Origin of the sequence: Kushneria halocnemicola, assembly GCF_965650455.1 — a bacterium.
In the GTDB taxonomy this organism is placed as follows: domain Bacteria; phylum Pseudomonadota; class Gammaproteobacteria; order Pseudomonadales; family Halomonadaceae; genus Kushneria.
In genome coordinates, this window is the sequence record NZ_OZ287968.1 from 2,272,020 (window position 1) to 2,287,356 (window position 15,337).

At 64.1% G+C, this 15,337-nt stretch carries 14 protein-coding genes; 8 read left to right on the forward strand and 6 right to left on the reverse strand.

All coding sequences use genetic code 11. The features are described from left to right. Positions 1 to 16 precede the first annotated feature (16 nt). The 4 genes from ACS92L_RS10330 to ACS92L_RS10345 all read left to right on the forward strand — a co-directional run bounded on the left by ACS92L_RS10330 (position 17) and on the right by ACS92L_RS10345 (position 3,668). Positions 17 to 631: a VTT domain-containing protein gene (locus tag ACS92L_RS10330; RefSeq protein WP_438764672.1), complete on the forward strand. Its 615-nt coding sequence runs from the start codon at positions 17 to 19 to the stop codon at positions 629 to 631. A gap of 109 nt (positions 632 to 740) precedes the next feature. Next, entirely contained in the window at positions 741 to 1,172 is a 432-nt protein-coding gene (locus tag ACS92L_RS10335; RefSeq protein ID WP_438764674.1) for a hypothetical protein, read from the forward strand. A 229-nt stretch (positions 1,173 to 1,401) separates the two neighbouring features. Further along, entirely contained in the window at positions 1,402 to 2,661 is a 1,260-nt protein-coding gene (sstT, locus tag ACS92L_RS10340; protein WP_438764677.1) for a serine/threonine transporter SstT, read from the forward strand. Positions 2,662 to 2,864: 203 nt separating this feature from the next. After that, the gene (locus ACS92L_RS10345) at positions 2,865 to 3,668 is read left to right on the forward strand and encodes an aldo/keto reductase (protein WP_438764678.1); all 804 of its coding nucleotides are present in this window, start codon (positions 2,865 to 2,867) and stop codon (positions 3,666 to 3,668) included. Positions 3,669 to 3,760: 92 nt separating this feature from the next. Here the strand turns inward: ACS92L_RS10345 and katG are convergent, their stop codons facing one another. After that, positions 3,761 to 6,049: a catalase/peroxidase HPI gene (gene katG, locus ACS92L_RS10350; protein ID WP_438764680.1), complete on the reverse strand. Its 2,289-nt coding sequence runs from the start codon at positions 6,047 to 6,049 to the stop codon at positions 3,761 to 3,763. Between the two features lie 375 nt (positions 6,050 to 6,424). Here katG and ACS92L_RS10355 point away from each other — a divergent pair, with 375 nt between their 5' ends. After that, a complete protein-coding gene (locus tag ACS92L_RS10355) occupies positions 6,425 to 8,149 on the forward strand; it encodes an HD domain-containing phosphohydrolase (RefSeq protein ID WP_438764681.1) in 1,725 nt (574 codons plus the stop codon). Here ACS92L_RS10355 and ACS92L_RS10360 read toward each other — a convergent pair. After that, positions 8,143 to 9,057, reverse strand: a complete 915-nt coding sequence (locus ACS92L_RS10360; protein WP_438764683.1) for a LysR family transcriptional regulator — start codon at positions 9,055 to 9,057, stop codon at positions 8,143 to 8,145. The genes ACS92L_RS10355 and ACS92L_RS10360 overlap by 7 nt on opposite strands. 126 nt (positions 9,058 to 9,183) lie before the next feature. Between ACS92L_RS10360 and ACS92L_RS10365 the strand changes: the two genes are divergently transcribed. The 3 genes from ACS92L_RS10365 (at position 9,184) to ACS92L_RS10375 (ending at position 12,181) form a co-directional block, all read left to right on the forward strand. Beyond that, positions 9,184 to 9,633 carry a PACE efflux transporter gene (locus ACS92L_RS10365; RefSeq protein ID WP_438764684.1) on the forward strand — a complete coding sequence of 150 codons (450 nt, stop codon included), beginning with the start codon at positions 9,184 to 9,186 and terminating at the stop codon, positions 9,631 to 9,633. 107 nt (positions 9,634 to 9,740) lie between these two features. Then, the gene (locus ACS92L_RS10370) at positions 9,741 to 10,862 is read left to right on the forward strand and encodes a CobW family GTP-binding protein (protein WP_438764686.1); all 1,122 of its coding nucleotides are present in this window, start codon (positions 9,741 to 9,743) and stop codon (positions 10,860 to 10,862) included. A gap of 101 nt (positions 10,863 to 10,963) precedes the next feature. Beyond that, complete coding sequence (locus tag ACS92L_RS10375; RefSeq protein ID WP_438764688.1) at positions 10,964 to 12,181, forward strand: GTP-binding protein; 1,218 nt, start codon at positions 10,964 to 10,966, stop codon at positions 12,179 to 12,181. A 52-nt stretch (positions 12,182 to 12,233) separates the two neighbouring features. Here ACS92L_RS10375 and copD read toward each other — a convergent pair whose 3' ends face one another. From copD to ACS92L_RS10395, 4 genes are all read right to left on the reverse strand, one after another. Further along, complete coding sequence (gene copD / locus ACS92L_RS10380; RefSeq protein WP_438764690.1) at positions 12,234 to 13,124, reverse strand: copper homeostasis membrane protein CopD; 891 nt, start codon at positions 13,122 to 13,124, stop codon at positions 12,234 to 12,236. Further along, positions 13,121 to 13,486: a copper homeostasis periplasmic binding protein CopC gene (copC, locus tag ACS92L_RS10385; protein WP_438764692.1), complete on the reverse strand. Its 366-nt coding sequence runs from the start codon at positions 13,484 to 13,486 to the stop codon at positions 13,121 to 13,123. The genes copD and copC overlap by 4 nt, the downstream gene beginning before the upstream one ends. 118 nt (positions 13,487 to 13,604) lie before the next feature. Continuing rightward, on the reverse strand, positions 13,605 to 14,318 hold the full coding sequence (locus ACS92L_RS10390) for an SDR family NAD(P)-dependent oxidoreductase (RefSeq protein ID WP_438764694.1): 714 nt from the start codon (positions 14,316 to 14,318) through the stop codon (positions 13,605 to 13,607). Between the two features lie 17 nt (positions 14,319 to 14,335). Beyond that, positions 14,336 to 15,232 carry a polysaccharide deacetylase family protein gene (locus tag ACS92L_RS10395; RefSeq protein ID WP_438764696.1) on the reverse strand — a complete coding sequence of 299 codons (897 nt, stop codon included), beginning with the start codon at positions 15,230 to 15,232 and terminating at the stop codon, positions 14,336 to 14,338. Between the last annotated feature and the right edge of the window lie 105 nt (positions 15,233 to 15,337).

Sequence of the window (15,337 nt, forward strand, 5' to 3'; positions counted from 1 at the left end):
CTCTGGAACAGCGGCCTTGCTCGATTTTCTTGTGCATCTGGATCAGCACCTCATGACCCTGGTCGCTGACCATGGCGTGTGGGTGTATGCCATGGTGTTTGCGGTCATCTTCTGTGAGACCGGGCTGATCGTCATGCCCTTTCTGCCCGGCGACTCGCTGTTGTTCATTACCGGCGCCATCGCCGGCAGCGGTCATCTAAGCGTCTGGATGGCCGGCAGCGCGATCGCCACCGCCGCCATTGCGGGAGACAACCTCAACTACTGGATCGGGCGACGCTACGGCACCCGGCTTTTCAACGAGCGTTCGCGCTGGCTGCGTCGGGAGCACCTGGCACAAACCGAAGCCTTTTACGTCCGCCACGGCGGCAAAATGGTGATGCTGGCGCGCTTCGTGCCGTTTGTGCGCACCTTTGCCCCCTTCGTGGCCGGCATCGGCCACATGCCCTGGCCGGTGTTTGCCGGCTTCAGCGTGTTGGGCGCCCTGCTCTGGACCGGCGTGGTGGTCTCTCTGGGCTATTTTCTGGGCAACGTGCCGTTTCTGCGCGACCATCTGGAAGTGATCATCCTGGGCGTGGCCGGCGTCATGATTCTGCCGGTGATTCATCGCCTGCTGCGCCGCCGGCGGACCTGAACCTTAATGCGCCACGCTATATTCTCCGAAACGCTTTAGAACACACGCCCAGCGTCGATAATGCCATTCAGGCCCGCTTTTTTGCGGATCAGGCACAGGGAGAGACGCCATGCAGCGCCGACCGTTCCGGCCCGCCATACCGGGCTATTTTCTGGCATGCCTTGTCAGCGCCGTGGCGCTTGCCGGGCCGCCTCAGACAGCCAGCGCCAGCGAGTCGGTGATCCTTGATCACCGCCGCCCCAACCTGGATCATCATCGCCCGCCGCACCGCTACCCGCCCTTTGGCATCCGCGACCCGCAGCGCTTTGACCCCGTCCGCGATGTGGACGTCGGCGTGATCCTCCCGCCCGAACAGCTGGAGCACTGGCGCAGCAACTACGTGCCCGACAACTACCGGCTCAACGGCTACGACGGCGTCAGCCAGGGGGAGGCCAACGTCTGCCGCCACAGTGACGGCTCGCGCAGCTATTCAAGTTCCGGCATGACCTGTGAAGACGGTGACGCCAACCCACCGGGCGGGCGCACCTGGTCGACACAGTAGCGCCGCCTGCTGCCCGGCCAATCATGGCGTCATGTGCCATCAGCTTCATGCCGGCCCCGGGGCCGCGCTGAGCGTTTGATGGCCACACCACCCAGGCGGCAAACACAAGCGATGGCGTATGGCCGGCATGGCGGTGCTAGAATGCGCCGTTTCGCGCACGCCCATCGAGATTTTCCGGGCGCCCGCGCGGCGCCTGCGCATCACACATCCCGGCCTACAAGAGTGCCCCATGTCCGCCAGCTCCGATCGTCGCTCCTCCCGAGCATCACTGCCCCGCCCGGGGCTGATTACGCAGATCCTCATCGGCATCGTCGCCGGCACGCTGCTGGCACTCTGGGCGCCAGGCGTCGCGCAGTCCTTTGCCCTGCTCGGTAATCTTTTCATCAACGCATTGAAGGCGATCGCGCCGATTCTGGTCTTCGTGCTGGTAATGGCAGCGATCGCCGCCCATCAGCGCGGTCGGCCGACGCAGGTTCATGGTGTACTCGGGCTCTATCTGGTCGGCACCCTGGTGGCCGCGCTGGTGGCAGTCGTGGCAAGCTTTGCCTTCCCGACGACGCTTGCCATCGACGCCCCGCCCGCCGACGGCGCGCCGCCCTCGGACATCCTCGAGGTGCTGCGCAATCTTGCCCTCAGCGCCGTCGACAATCCGGTCAACGCGCTGGTAGAGGCCAACTTTATCGGCATTCTCGCCTGGGCGGTGGGCCTGGGCCTGCTGCTGCGCAAGGCGGGCGACACCACCCGCAACGCGCTGGGGGATCTGTCGGATGCGGTATCGGGGCTGGTGCGCTTTATTATCCGTTTCGCCCCGCTGGGCATTTTCGGTCTGGTGGCCAACACGCTCGCCGAGACGGGCCTCGGGGAGCTTGCCAACTACGCTCACCTGCTCGGCGTGCTGCTCGGCTGCATGGCGTTCGTGGCGCTGGTGACCAACCCGCTGATCGTGTTCGCCCATACCCGCCAGAACCCCTATCCGCTGGTTTTCGCCTGCCTGCGCGGCAGCGCCATCACCGCCTTTTTCACCCGCAGCAGCGCGGCCAACATCCCCGTCAATCTGGCCCTGTGCGAGCGACTGGAGCTGCATCGCGACACCTACTCGGTGTCGATTCCGCTGGGCGCGACGATCAACATGTCCGGCGCGGCGATCACCATCACCGTGATGACACTGGCCGCGACCAACACGCTGGGTCTGGGCGTTGATTTCCTGACGGCGTTTCTGCTCTGCGTAGTCTCGGCGCTGGCGGCCTGCGGCGTTTCCGGCGTGGCCGGCGGCTCGCTGCTGCTGATTCCGATGGCGGCAAGCCTGTTCGGCATCTCCGCCGACGTCGCGATGCAGATTGTCGCCGTTGGCTTTGTCATCAGCGTGCTGCAGGACTCCACGGAGACCGCGCTCAACTCCTCGACCGACGTGCTTTTCACCGCCGCGGCCTGTCGCTCCCCGGGGGCCAAACGGCGCCTGGGCGAAGAGACCCGCAACGAGACGGCCTGACACCAGGGCCCGGGCGGCGCCGAGTCAGAAGCCGGAAGGCGCACCAGCGCACTTCCGGACTCTGGGCATCGATCGCATCAGGTCCTTTCAGGCTGCCCGGGCGGCAGCTCTGCCCTCCTGAATTCAGCCTTCCGCCTCATGGCGGTCTCACTCCGGTGTCGGGCTACACTGGTAGCCTGACTTCCTTCGGGTGAGATAACGCCATGCAGACGCTTCTTCCACCGATCGGCTTTGGCCTTGACGAGCTCAGTGATGACCAGGTCGCCGAACTGATCCCCGCCGCCTGGCATGCCGGATTTCGCGCCTTTGACACCGCTCAGCTGTACGGCAATGAGGCCGCGCTGGGACAGGCCGTTCAATCGCTTGGCGTCACGCGTGACGAGATATTCATTACCACCAAGGTGATGAATCGCCATTTCACCGAAGAGCGCTTTCTCGCCTCGATCACGGAAAGCCTTGATCGGTTGCAGCTCGAGTACGTGGATCTGCTGCTGGTGCACTGGCCCGGCCATGGCATGTCGATCGAGCGACAGATCGAGCTGTTGAACGAGGCACGCGACCGGGGCTGGACACGTCACATCGGGGTGAGCAACTACAACAGCGAGCAGCTGGCACGAGCCGTGGCGACCAGCCCGGCCCCCATCGCCACCAATCAGGTCGAGATTCACCCTTACCTTGATCAGTCTGTATTGCGCGCCCGCGCCCATGCGCTGGGCGTGCCGCTCACGGGCTTTTTCGTCATGGCGATGGGCGAGGTCGTCGGGGATGAAACGCTGGCCGACATTGGCCGGCGCCACGGCAAGAGTGCCGCTCAGGTAGCGCTTCGCTGGGTACATCAGCTGGGCGATATCGCCCTGACGCGCAGTACCCGGCCCGAGCGCATTCCCGGCAATATCGATATCTTCGATTTTAAGCTTTCAGCCGAGGACATGCAGCAAATCCAGGCACTGGCCCGCCCCGGCAGTCGTCTTGTCAGCCCGGACAATCTGGCGCCGCGCTGGGACTGACAAGGCAGGGGGAACGAGGCTGGCTCAACGTAAAACCCCCGGCACCAAAGGCGCCGGGGGTCGTTTTACATCATCTTGCCTGAGCGGTGCGATCAGACGTCGAAGCGGTCGTGCATCATCACCTTGTTCCAGGCGGCGGCGAAGTCACGGACGAGCTTTTCGTGACCGCCCTTTTGCGCGTAGAACTCGCTGAGCTGGCGCAGCTGGGAGTTGGCGCCAAAGATCAGGTCGCAGCGGGTGGCCTTGAAGCGGGTCTGGCCGCTGGCGCGATCGTTGAGCGTGAACTCCAGCCCCTGCTCGTCGATCTTTTTCCACTCGAACTCGGGAGAGGTCAGGTTGACGAAAAAGTCGTTGGTCAGCGTGCCCGGACGGTCGGTGAACACGCCGTGCTGGCGATGCGCGCCGTGGGCGTTGACATCAAGCACACGCAGGCCACCGACAAGTGCGGTCCACTCCGGCGCGGAGAGGCCCAGCAGCGCGGCGCGGTCGAGAAAGATCTGCTCCGGCGAGACGTTGTACTCGATGTCGCTGCGGTGGAAGTTGCGGAAACCGTCGGAGACCGGCTCGAGCCAGCGAAAGGTCTGCTCGTCGGTCTGCTCGGCGGTGGCGTCATTGCGCCCCGGTGTGAAGGGCACTTCGATACTGACGCCGGCATCCCTGGCTGCTTTTTCAACCGCAGCGCAGCCGCCCAGTACGATCAGGTCGGCCAGCGAGACCTTCTTGTTGCCGCTCTGGGCGCCGTCGAAGTCACGCTTGATGCCCTCCAGTACGCTGAGTACTTTCGAAAGATCGTCCGGGTTGTTGACCGGCCAGTCCTTCATGGGCGCCAGGCGAATGCGGGCGCCGTCGGCACCGCCGCGCTTGTCGGAGGTACGAAAGGTCGAGGCCGCACCCCAGGCCACGGCGGTCAGCTGAGAGACGCTGACGTCGGCGCCGAGAATCCTGTTTTTGAGATCGGCGATGTCGCCTGCGTTGACCAGCTCAAACTCGACAGCAGGGATCGGGTCCTGCCACAGAAACTCTTCCTGCGGGACTTCCGGACCGAGATAGCGCGCCCGCGGGCCCATGTCGCGGTGGGTGAGCTTGTACCACGCTTTCGAGAAGGCGTCGGTGAAGTAGTCGAAATCGTTGAGGAACTTCTCGCAGATGGCGCGATAGGACGGGTCGACCTTCAGCGCGATGTCGGAGGTCATCATCATCAGCGGATGATCGACGCCGTCAAGGTGTGCATCCGGCGTGCGCGGGGCGTTCTTGTCGACCGGCGTCCACTGCAGCGACCCGGCGGGGCTTCGGGTCTGCTCCCACTCGAAGTTGAACAGGTTTTCCAGATAGCTGTTGTCCCACTGGGTCGGGTCCTGTGTCCAGGAGCCTTCGATCCCGTTGGTCATGGTGTCTTCGGCGTTGCCCTTGCCGCGCGGGTTGTGCCAGCCCAGGCCCTGGGCTTCCATCGGCGCGCCTTCCGGAGCAAAGCCGATCTGGTCCGGCGGGGTCATGCCGTGCGACTTGCCAAAGGCGTGACCGCCGGCAATCAGGGCCACGGTCTCTTCGTCGTTCATCGCCATGCGACCGAAGGTAATGCGGATATCGGCGGCGGAATCTTCCGGGACACCCTTTTTGGCCGAGCCTTCCGGGTCAACGTAGATCAGGTTGGCGTTCGAGGCTGCCAGCGGCGCTTCAAGATCGTAGTTGTCGTCGCCGGCTTCACCGGTCCAGCGCAGGTCGCGATTGACCATTTGATCCGGGTGACCTTCAAACGGACCGTGGGGCGCGTCCTCGATCTTCTTGCCGTACCAGGATTCCGGGCCCCAGTAGGTGAGGTTGTCCGGCTCCCAGGCATCGATGCGCCCGCCGGCGAAACCGAAGGTCGGGAAGTTCATGATTTCCAGCGAACAGTTGCCGGTCAGCACGATCAGGTCCGCCCAGGAGATGGCGTCGCCGTACTTCTGCTTGATCGGCCACAAAAGGCGGCGGGATTTATCGACGTTGCCGTTGTCCCACCAGCTGTTGATCGGAGCGAAGCGCTGCATGGCTTCTCCGGCCCCGCCGCGCCCGTCGGCAATGCGGTAGGTGCCGGCGGAGTGCCACGCCATGCGAATCATCTGCGGGCCGTAGTTGCCGTAATCCGACGGCCACCAGTCCTGCGATGAGGTCAAAAGCGCCTTGATCTCTTTTTTGATCTCGGCCAGATCGAGCCGGCTGAAGGCCCGGGCGTAGTCAAAGTCGTCGTCGTGGGGGTTGGCCTCACGCGGGTTCTGGTGCAGCAGCTCGACCTTGAGGCGGTTGGGCCACCAGTGGTCCGTGGTCGGCTCGGAGCCGGCGACACCGCCCACCGAATCGCCAGCGAAAGGGCATTTGCCGGTGATTTTGATCTCTTCGCTCATGCTGTCCGTCCTTTCCTTGTTGATTCGACTTGCGCTACAGCCTTGCTGGCACGCCATGATCATGGCCAATCGATGTGACGCGGGCATTATTATCTGCGGCAGAGCCCTGCAGCCTGAATATAAACATAGGTTAACCCTGACAGGATGTGGGCCTTTTACGATGAGTTCTGCCTAACACGCCCTTTGGCGCAATTTATTGTGCGCTTTCATGCAGCAACGATTACGGCCTGCATGCGTTCGGAAGGCGCCGGCTCGGGCCTGCCCTGTCGGAATTTCCGGCACAGGCGATCTCAATTTAATTGGTGTTTCGCCGATAGCATGGCCAGAAACGCGACACTGCGTCGTGCCTTCCTATCCGCTGAGCAGGCCTTTTCGATGGACAGTTCCGAGCCGGACACAGCATCGCAGATCGAGGTCCGTGATACCGAGCATATCGCCGGCGTCGTGGACGCCTTGAGCTACTACACCCATGCGCTGTCGATCAGCGTGGGGACATCGTCGGCCGTGTATCCGGTCACGCTCCATCGCATCGATCAAAAGCGTCAGACCCTGTCACTGTCGCTGCTGGATGCCCAGAGTATCGAGGCCGGCGAGCTGGTGAACCAGCCGCTGACGCTCAGGGCCGAGGAGGACACGCAGGCGCTGCGCTTTGAACAGCTTGTTGCCCTTGAGGTTGTGCGCGAGGAGGATCGGCTCAGAATCGAATGTTCGCTGCCGAAGGTGTTGCATACCACCTCCAAGCGCAACGACCGACGCGTCACGCTGCTCAATGCCATGCGAGCCGGACTGAGTATCAGCCTGTACGAAAACGAAGCGCCCATCACCGGGCGGCTGCGCAACCTCTCGATAGGCGGGGCCCTGCTGGAAGTGGCGCTGGCCAACAGCGCACCGCTCAGGGTGGATGAGTTCATCGCCCAACTGGTGATCTCGTTTCCCAACGGCGAGACCTTCAGCACGATGGCCCACATTCGCCACGTGAACCCGGCCGGGCGGTCGCGGTTTGCCGCCATCGGCGTGAGCTTTATCAATACCGACCCGGCCCACGAGCAGCGCCTGACCTATCTGGTCAACGAGACCGAACGGGAGGTGGTCTATCGCAACGGGGAAGGCGGTCGCATGAGCTTTCCCTCGCCGCTTTATTCTTCCAACGAGCCGGGCTATCAGCGTAACGCGAAGCGAGTTCATAAGAAGTCCGAAGAGACGCCCATGGTGGCGGCCCTGCTCGAGGTCACCCGTCAGCTGCATATCTTTTTACTGGCGCTGCAAAATCGCCGCACGCCGCCCTCAAGGTGCGTGTTCCACAGTGCCGACATTCTGCTGCGCCTGCTGGAAAAGCATCGCCAGAACCTGTTTTACGCCCTGCACTGTCTCAACGATGAGCCGGCCTGGGTCCAGCACTCGCTGAACGTGGCCGTCCGGCTGGGGGATCTGGTGTTGAGCGAGCCCGAATACGCTCACAAGGCACGTGAAGTGGTGGTGGCCGCCCTATTGCACGACATGGGCAAGATGATGCTGGTCGACGACAGCCTGCCCTCGATCGAGGGTCAGCTCGCCCCCCGCCAGCGTGACCATCTTCGAAGCCACGTGGCCGTCCTGCTGGAGGCGCTCGAGGACACCGACTGGCTGACGCCGATCATGCGTGATGAGGTGATCGAGTGCATCAACGAACGCCTGGACGGCAGCGGCTACCCGAAGGAACTCAAGGGGGAGGCGCTCTCGGCGATCGCACGCATGGCGGGGGTGGTCGACACCGTGGATGCCATGATGCGCACCCGCGGTGACCGGCCGGGCAAGACGGCCATCGAGGCCTACCGCTATCTCTATCACCGCCCGGAGTGCTTCGACAAGTACTGGGTGACGCGCTACATCCAGCGCCACGGCTTCTACCCGATCGGCAGTCTGGTGAAGTTTTCCGGCGGCTATCTGGCCTGGGTCATGGAGCTTGATGGCAGCGGTCAGCCCCAGCGCGTGCGCGTGGTGCGAAGCCTCAGCCGTGAAGGGCGCACCATGAACGATATCCTCAGCCGTGTCGATTTTGCCCAGCTGGGCACGCTGGAGGCGCTGATGCGCCCCGAAGGCTTTGGCCTGGTACCCTACTGAGGCTGTCCGCCCCGCTCGAGCGGCACCGGCGGCGTCAGGGGCTGGGCGAGGAAGCGATCGCGCAGCCAGCTGCCGGCCACCCCCAGCCCGCGATTGGCATGCCAGCCCAGCTCCAGTGCCACCCAGCGCTCCAGTGCCGGCGCGGTGAGCGTAACCAGTGACGGGCGAGCAGGTGAGGCCGCGATCACGTGATCGGACATCAGCGTCCAGCCAACGCCGTGCTTGACCAGCTCCAGCATCACGAAATGGCTTTCCACCCACCACACATCCGAGCCGATACGCTCGGCCAGACGCGAGCCGGGCTGGCCGCGCGTGGCGACAATCAGCTGGCGATGCTGTCGCAGCGCCTCCGGCGTCACATCCGTTTCACCGGCCAGCGGATGGGACCGGGCGCACACCAGCCGCAGCGGCACGCGCCCGAGCGGGCGGGTCTCAAGCGCCGGGAACAGGGGCTGGGGTCGACAGATCACGCCCAGGTCGGCCTGCCCGGATTCCAGCATGCGCCCGACATCTTCCAGCAGCGGGAAGTGCATCTCGACTTCCACGCTCGGATACTGCCGAGCGAAATCCTGCATCAAAGCGCCGATCAGGTGCTCGGGGTAGAATTCATCGATGGCCAGGCTCAGCCGCGGCTCGATATGGGCTTCCAGCCGGCGCGCCACGCCCAGAAAGCGCTCGCGCCGGGCCAGCACGCCTCTCGCCTCTTCCACCATGCGCATGCCGCTTTCGGTGAGCACCGGCAATCGAGCGCTGCGATCAAACAGCGCCAGGCCCAGATCCAGCTCCAGGTTGGCCACATGGGTGCTGACCAGCGACTGCGCCTTGCCAAGGCGCCGGGCGGCGGCCGAAAAGGAGCCGGTCTCGGCAGTCGCGACCAGCGCATTGAGCTGTTCAAGCGTCGGTGTCATTCAAAAGCTCTACAGGACAAAAAAGCGTTCACGATAGATCCATCTGTCAAACAGATGGATTCCAACTTGGGTTGGGCACTTTCATGAATGATAGTGCGCCACAACATTTCCCGGAAGCTCGACACCATGCGCACTACCCTTGATCGCATTCGCCACACGCTGATGTTTGAAATCGTCGGCCTTTTGATCGTCATCCCGCTGGGCCATCTGCTTTTTTCGCTGGACACGACCCATATGGGCATGGTCGGCATCATCAGTGCCGTGGTCGCCACAATCTGGAACTACGTCTACAACCTGGGGGTGGATCACGCCCTCAAGCGCCTGCGCGGGCATGTGCACAAGACCGTGATCATGCGCATGGTTCATGCCATCTGCTTTGAGCTGGGCCTGATCTGCGTATTGCTGCCGCTGATCGCGCTCTATCTGGGCCAGACGCTGGTTCAGGCCGCCCCGCTGGTCACCTCGCTGGCACTGTTTTATGTGGTGTATGCCTTTGTTTTCAACTGGATCTACGACGTGGTCTTCCCGATTCCGGACAGTGCCGGGCGCGCTGAGACGCCGACGACGCCAACCTGAGCCGTCGCCAGCGGTTGGCGCCGGACAGGGATGATTGACGAAAATGTTATAAAGTAACAATATTGGGCATCGGCGCCAACCGCCCACTGTTTCCTTCAGGCAATGACATGTCCTATCTCGACACTCCATCGACGCTTGCACGACGCATTCCCGTGACTCTTCTGACCGGGTTTCTGGGCAGCGGCAAGACCACCCTGCTCAACCATCTCGTACAGCAGCCCGCCATGTCGCGCGCGCTGGTCATCATCAACGAGTTCGGCGAGATCGGGCTGGATCACGAGCTTTTTTCCGCCAGCACCGACGGCGAACAGATCGAGCTGAGCAACGGCTGTATCTGCTGCTCGATTCGCACCGACCTGGCCCGTACGCTCCGGGACGCGGTATGGCGCTTTTCCCGCGAGGGGCAGCGCCAGTTCGACCGTCTGATCATCGAGACCACGGGGCTGGCCGACCCGGCGCCCATCGTCCATACCCTGATGACCGAGGCAAAAGTCGCGCGCCACTACGCCCTTGATGGCATTGTCACCGTCATGGACGCCGCCAGCGGCAGCACAACGCTGGATCGCCACGAGGAAGCGCTGCGTCAGGCCGCCATGGCGGATATGTTGCTGATCACCAAGCAGGACGTGGCCGGTGAGGATCAGCTCAACGCGCTGCGCCAGCGACTGGCGGTGATCAACCCGGGTGCCACCCAGCAGCTGCTCGATCACGGCCATATCGAGGCCGATGCCCTGCTGGGCCTGGGACCGGAGGACATGGAAGCGCGCAGCGACGACATTAAGCGCTGGCTGGGCCAGGCCGCAGAACAGGACCCGGCGGCGCATTCGCCCACGCTCTCTCCGGGTGCGATGTTTGCCCGGGTCGACAGCGCCGAGGTGCACGCCGGCATGACGCCTGCCGCGCCCGTCCCCGACCTCAACCGCCACGACGACCACATCCGCGCGCACTGCTTCGTGTTCGAGCGACCCATTAAAGCCGCGCGGCTGGAGGCGTGGCTGTCGCTGATCACCAGTCTCATGGGCCACGACATGCTGCGCATCAAGGGCATGCTCGATATCGAGGGCCGTGACCGACCGCTGGTGATTCACGGGGTGCAGCATCTGTTTCATCCGCCGGTCGAGCTTGAAGCGTGGCCGGGCGGCGTGCGCTTGTCACGGCTGGTGTTCATTACCCGCGACATTCCGCGCGAAACCCTGGCCACCACCCTGGAAGACTTTCTCGACGCCTGAGGCAACCATCACCGACAGGCCCGCCAGATACCGCGTGACGGGCCTGCTCGAATGTCAGTCCTGCCTGTTAACGTTACGATATATCATTGCGAGACAACGCCATGACCACACCAGTTTCAGACACCCGGCTTCCGGTCACAATCCTTTCCGGCTTTCTGGGCGCAGGCAAGACCACCCTGCTCAACCGGCTTCTGGCCAACCGTGAGGGCCGCCGGGTGGCGGTGATCGTCAACGACATGTCGGAGGTCAATATCGATGCCGATCTGGTTCGCGGCGGTGACAGCCACCTGTCGCACACCGAAGAGCGCCTGGTGGAGATGACCAATGGCTGCATTTGCTGCACCCTGCGCGGCGATCTGATCGAGGAAGTCAGCCGCCTGGCACGCGAGGGCCGCTTTGACGCGTTGGTGATCGAATCCACCGGCATTTCGGAGCCGCTGCCGGTAGCGGCCACCTTCGAGTTTCGCGACGAGGCCGGCTTTTCACTTTCCGATGTGGCCCGGATTGACGCCATGATCACGGTGGTCGACGCCGCCAGCCTGCTCAGGGACTACGCCTCGACCGAGTTTCTCAAGGACCGCGGCGAGATCAACGGCGAGGCGGATGCCCGCACGCTGGTGGATCTGATGGTCGATCAGATCGAATTCGCCGATCGCATCATCCTCAACAAGATCAGTGACACAGCGCCTGCCACGCAGATCGCGGTGCGCGAGATCCTCCAAAGTCTCAACGCCGGCGCCGATGTCATAGAAACCGACTACGCCGAGGTGGCCATCGAAGCGCTGCTCGATACCCGGCTTTATGACCCCGAGCTCTCGCGCCAGCACCCGCTGTGGTATCGCGAACTCAACGAGTTCGACAGCCACGTGCCGGAGACCGAAGAGTACGGCATCAAAAGCTTCGTGTTCCGCGCCCGGCGCCCCTTTGATCCGCAGCGTCTGGATGATTTCATCAAGGACGGCGACTGCTGGGCGGGCGTGGTGCGTGCCAAGGGGCTGTTCTGGCTCGCCACCCGTCCGGATCATGTGGTCGTGATGAGCCAGGCCGGTGCCTTTATTCGCACCGAGCGCTACGGCTACTGGTGGGCCGGCATGCCGAAATCACGCTGGCCGGATGACCCGCAGTGGCGCGACGCCATGGCAAGCTACTGGGACGCGCAGTACGGCGACCGCCGCAACGAGCTGATCTTTATCGGTCAGCACATGGACGAGCACGCCATCCGCTCGGCGCTGGAGAACTGCCTGATCGACCTGCCGCTCGACAGGCCGATGTCTGAAGCCACCGCCGGGCTGCGCGACCCCTTCCCCGCCTGGGCCTGAGACGCCCTGCCTTGCTCGCACACGTAGCACCGCTCGTGTGCGGGCGGGCAGATCAGCCGTGGCCGGGCGGGAGGGTACCGAACCAGGCCACCAGCGCGACCACGCCGAGCAGCACGGCGATTTCCACCATGGACACTCGCCGCAACAAGGACAGCGCACCTGCATCCCGGGAAAGCCGGGGCACCAGCCGATAGCGATTGAACACGGCCATCATGATCAAAAGCCCCACCAGCGCCACCTTGAGCCACAGCGCGCGCTGATAGAGCACGTCACCCTCGAGCGGCAGCGCGCCGACCACCAGCCAGGTGTTCATGATGCCTGTCAGCACAACCCCCGCCACCGCCAGATGCCCGACGCTGGAAAAGCGGACCAGCGCCCGGATAGCCGCCGGGCGCATCGAAGGCTCTCTCAACTGCCCCAGCAGCAGTACCACCGGCGCCAGCGCCCCCAGCCAGAAGCCGCCGGTAAGCAGATGGCCCCAGTCGTTGAGGCGATGCAGCATGCCGACCGCACCGTCGTGCATGGCGGTATGCCCCGAAACGGTGAGCGTGGCCAGCATCAGCGCCGAGGCCACGCCAACGCCCGCCGGGTTCCGCAGTACCGGCACGATAAGCACCGCGCCCAGTGCCACCATGGCGGCCATCTGCCAGCCCCAGGCGCTGCCCACGACCGTGCGAGTGGCAACCAGGGTGAGCATGTGGCTCTCCAGCGCATCCCCCCAGCCGCCGCCGATCGAGGCGGTCAGCGTCGGCAGCGCCGCCAGAGTAGCAAGCCCGGCCAGTATCGATGCTCCAGCGCCCCACGGGCGCAGCCGCTGCCAGAGCAGTTCGCGCAGCGCCTGATCGTTGATCAGCAGCAGACAGGCACTCCCGCCCCAGAGCAGCAGTGCGGTCACGTTAAAGACAAGCCGACCGGCCAGCAGCGCCGTGGCCGGCTCGATCACGGCGAAACGTCGAAGCGGTACTGTCCCTGCGTCTTGTGGCCATCGACCGAGAGCACGTGCCAGTGAACATCATAGCTGCCGCGCTCCAGCGACTCCCCGATCGGGACCACCAGCGTCCGGCCGCCATCCTGAAGCCGGGCCTCATCGAGGGTGACCGAATCGCCGCTGGTGCCCACAACGTCAATCTCGCTGAAGGCCAGCTCAAGGCCTTCGCTGAAGGTCAGGCGGATCTCGTGCGGGTCAGAAACGCTCGCCTTTTCACCGGGCGTAGCGTCCTTGAGGTGGGCATGGGCCAGCGCCTGAGTGCTGCCCAGCAGTGCGGCCAGAAACAGGGGGGCCATCCAGCGCAGAGCGGTTTTCATCATTGTCTCCAGTCACGGGCCTGCCAGGCAGGCTGAAATGAACGGGCAGTCGCCGCGCGGCTGCCCTTGCAGGCCCATTGTCGCTGCAATGCCCGGCCGGGCAAAGTGACCGGCTGCCTCAGTAGTAGTCATCCAGCGAGGCGTTGACGTTGAGTTCGGCAAGACTTGCCGTGTTGGGCATGTCGAGCGCCATCGCCACCAGCCGGGCCAGGTCCTTGGGTTGCGTCATCTGCTCGGGCGGGATATTGCCGACCGACTCGCCCATATCGGTGGCCACCAGCCCCGGACACAGCGCCGTGGCGCGCACGCCGTCCTCCCAGCCCTCCTTGCGTAGCGCGTGCGACAGCGCAAGGGCGGCAAACTTGCTCATCGAGTAGAGCCCGGAGCGCGCGCTCTTGACCCGATGGCCGGACAGCGACACCACTGACACCACGCGCCCGGCGCCCGTGACCTTCAGATGCGGCCAGGCCGCGCGGGCCAGTCGCAGCGGCGCCTTGACGTTGATGTCGAAAATCGCGTCGATATCGGCGTCCTCGGCCTCGATCACCGTTTTGGGGATCATGATGCCGGCGTTGTTGATCAACGCATCCAGACGCCCGAAGCGCGCCACCGTGGCATCCACCCAGGCCTGGTCGAAGGCATCGGTGGCCGCATCGTAGGGATGCACCAGCACCTGCTCGCCGGTCAGCGTCGGGTCGATCTCGTCGGGCCGGCGCACGCCCAGACTCAGCTGCCAGCCATTTTGCTTGAGATGCCGGGCAATCGCGGCACCGATGCCGCGATTGGCCCCCGATATCATCGCCACGCGGGGCGACTGGTTTTCGTCATTCATCGATGGGCACTCCGGCATCAGACGTTTTGTTTGGCCACATGGCGGGCAATCGCGCCGGGCGTGGTCCACCAGACGCCCTCGGCCTCGCGATGACCGGCCAGATCACCAAGCACCTTGCGCAGCAGCCGCAGCCGGAAGGGCTGACCGGTCAGCCAGGGGTGCAGGGCAATGCCCATGACCAGCGGCTGGTGGCGAGACTGCTCGAGCAGTTCGAAAAACTGATCGCGCATCATGGTGGCAAACTCGTTCATGCTGACCCGATGCGTCGAGATGGTCGGAATGTCGTTGAGCTCCTGCGGATAGGGAATCGACAGCAGGCTGCCGTGACGGGTGCGCATGGCTGTAGGGCGGTCATCGTGTGACCAGTTGAGCGTGTAGGCAAACCCGGCCTCCTGCAAAAGATCCGGGGTGCGCTCGCTTTCCGAAATCCAGGGCGAGAGCCAGCCCTCGGGCGCCTTGCCGAAGTGGTTCGCCAGACGCTCACGACAGCGATGGATCAGCGCGGCTTCATCACTGAGCGAGAGCTGCCCCTGGCGCTCGGCGTTGGTATGGCCGTGGCCGATCAGCTCGTCGCCGCGGGCCATGAAGGCCTCCAGCAGCTCGGGGCAGTGATCAAGAATCGAGGTATTGGCGATCACACCGGCCGGCAGCGACAGTGCCTCGAGCATCTCCAGAAAGCGCCATGCCCCCACCCGGTTGCCGTATTCGCGCCAGGCGTAGTTGAGCACATCCGGCTCGCCTTCCGGTGCCGGCGGCGCAATGCCCGGGCCGCGCCCCTCGCCAAAGGCGAAATGTTCCAGATTGACGCCCACATAGACGGCCAGACGCGTATCGCCGGGCCAGCGAAAGTCGTCGCGGTCGGTGATCGGGCGATAGGCAAAGCGCTCGTGATGGCGCAGGTTGTTCAGTGTCATGCAACGCTCCTGTCGATGAAAATGGCCCCACGGCGCGACGGCCCGGCCCCTGCTCGAACATTAAAAAGCCGGCGCCCTGTCGGGCGCCGGCACGGCAAGGAGAGC

What these genes read in the sequence shown, in the direction of transcription:
- ACS92L_RS10355 (WP_438764681.1), top strand. Translation starts at nt 6,425, where the DNA reads ATGGACAGTTCCGAGCCGGACACAGCATCGCAGATCGAGGTCCGTGAT.
- ACS92L_RS10370 (WP_438764686.1), top strand. Translation starts at nt 9,741, where the DNA reads ATGTCCTATCTCGACACTCCATCGACGCTTGCACGACGCATTCCCGTG.
- ACS92L_RS10390 (WP_438764694.1), bottom strand. Translation starts at nt 14,318, where the DNA reads ATGAATGACGAAAACCAGTCGCCCCGCGTGGCGATGATATCGGGGGCC.
- sstT (WP_438764677.1), top strand. Translation starts at nt 1,402, where the DNA reads ATGTCCGCCAGCTCCGATCGTCGCTCCTCCCGAGCATCACTGCCCCGC.
- ACS92L_RS10335 (WP_438764674.1), top strand. Translation starts at nt 741, where the DNA reads ATGCAGCGCCGACCGTTCCGGCCCGCCATACCGGGCTATTTTCTGGCA.
- ACS92L_RS10395 (WP_438764696.1), bottom strand. Translation starts at nt 15,232, where the DNA reads ATGACACTGAACAACCTGCGCCATCACGAGCGCTTTGCCTATCGCCCG.
- ACS92L_RS10365 (WP_438764684.1), top strand. Translation starts at nt 9,184, where the DNA reads ATGCGCACTACCCTTGATCGCATTCGCCACACGCTGATGTTTGAAATC.
- ACS92L_RS10345 (WP_438764678.1), top strand. Translation starts at nt 2,865, where the DNA reads ATGCAGACGCTTCTTCCACCGATCGGCTTTGGCCTTGACGAGCTCAGT.
- ACS92L_RS10375 (WP_438764688.1), top strand. Translation starts at nt 10,964, where the DNA reads ATGACCACACCAGTTTCAGACACCCGGCTTCCGGTCACAATCCTTTCC.
- copC (WP_438764692.1), bottom strand. Translation starts at nt 13,486, where the DNA reads ATGAAAACCGCTCTGCGCTGGATGGCCCCCCTGTTTCTGGCCGCACTG.
- ACS92L_RS10360 (WP_438764683.1), bottom strand. Translation starts at nt 9,057, where the DNA reads ATGACACCGACGCTTGAACAGCTCAATGCGCTGGTCGCGACTGCCGAG.
- katG (WP_438764680.1), bottom strand. Translation starts at nt 6,049, where the DNA reads ATGAGCGAAGAGATCAAAATCACCGGCAAATGCCCTTTCGCTGGCGAT.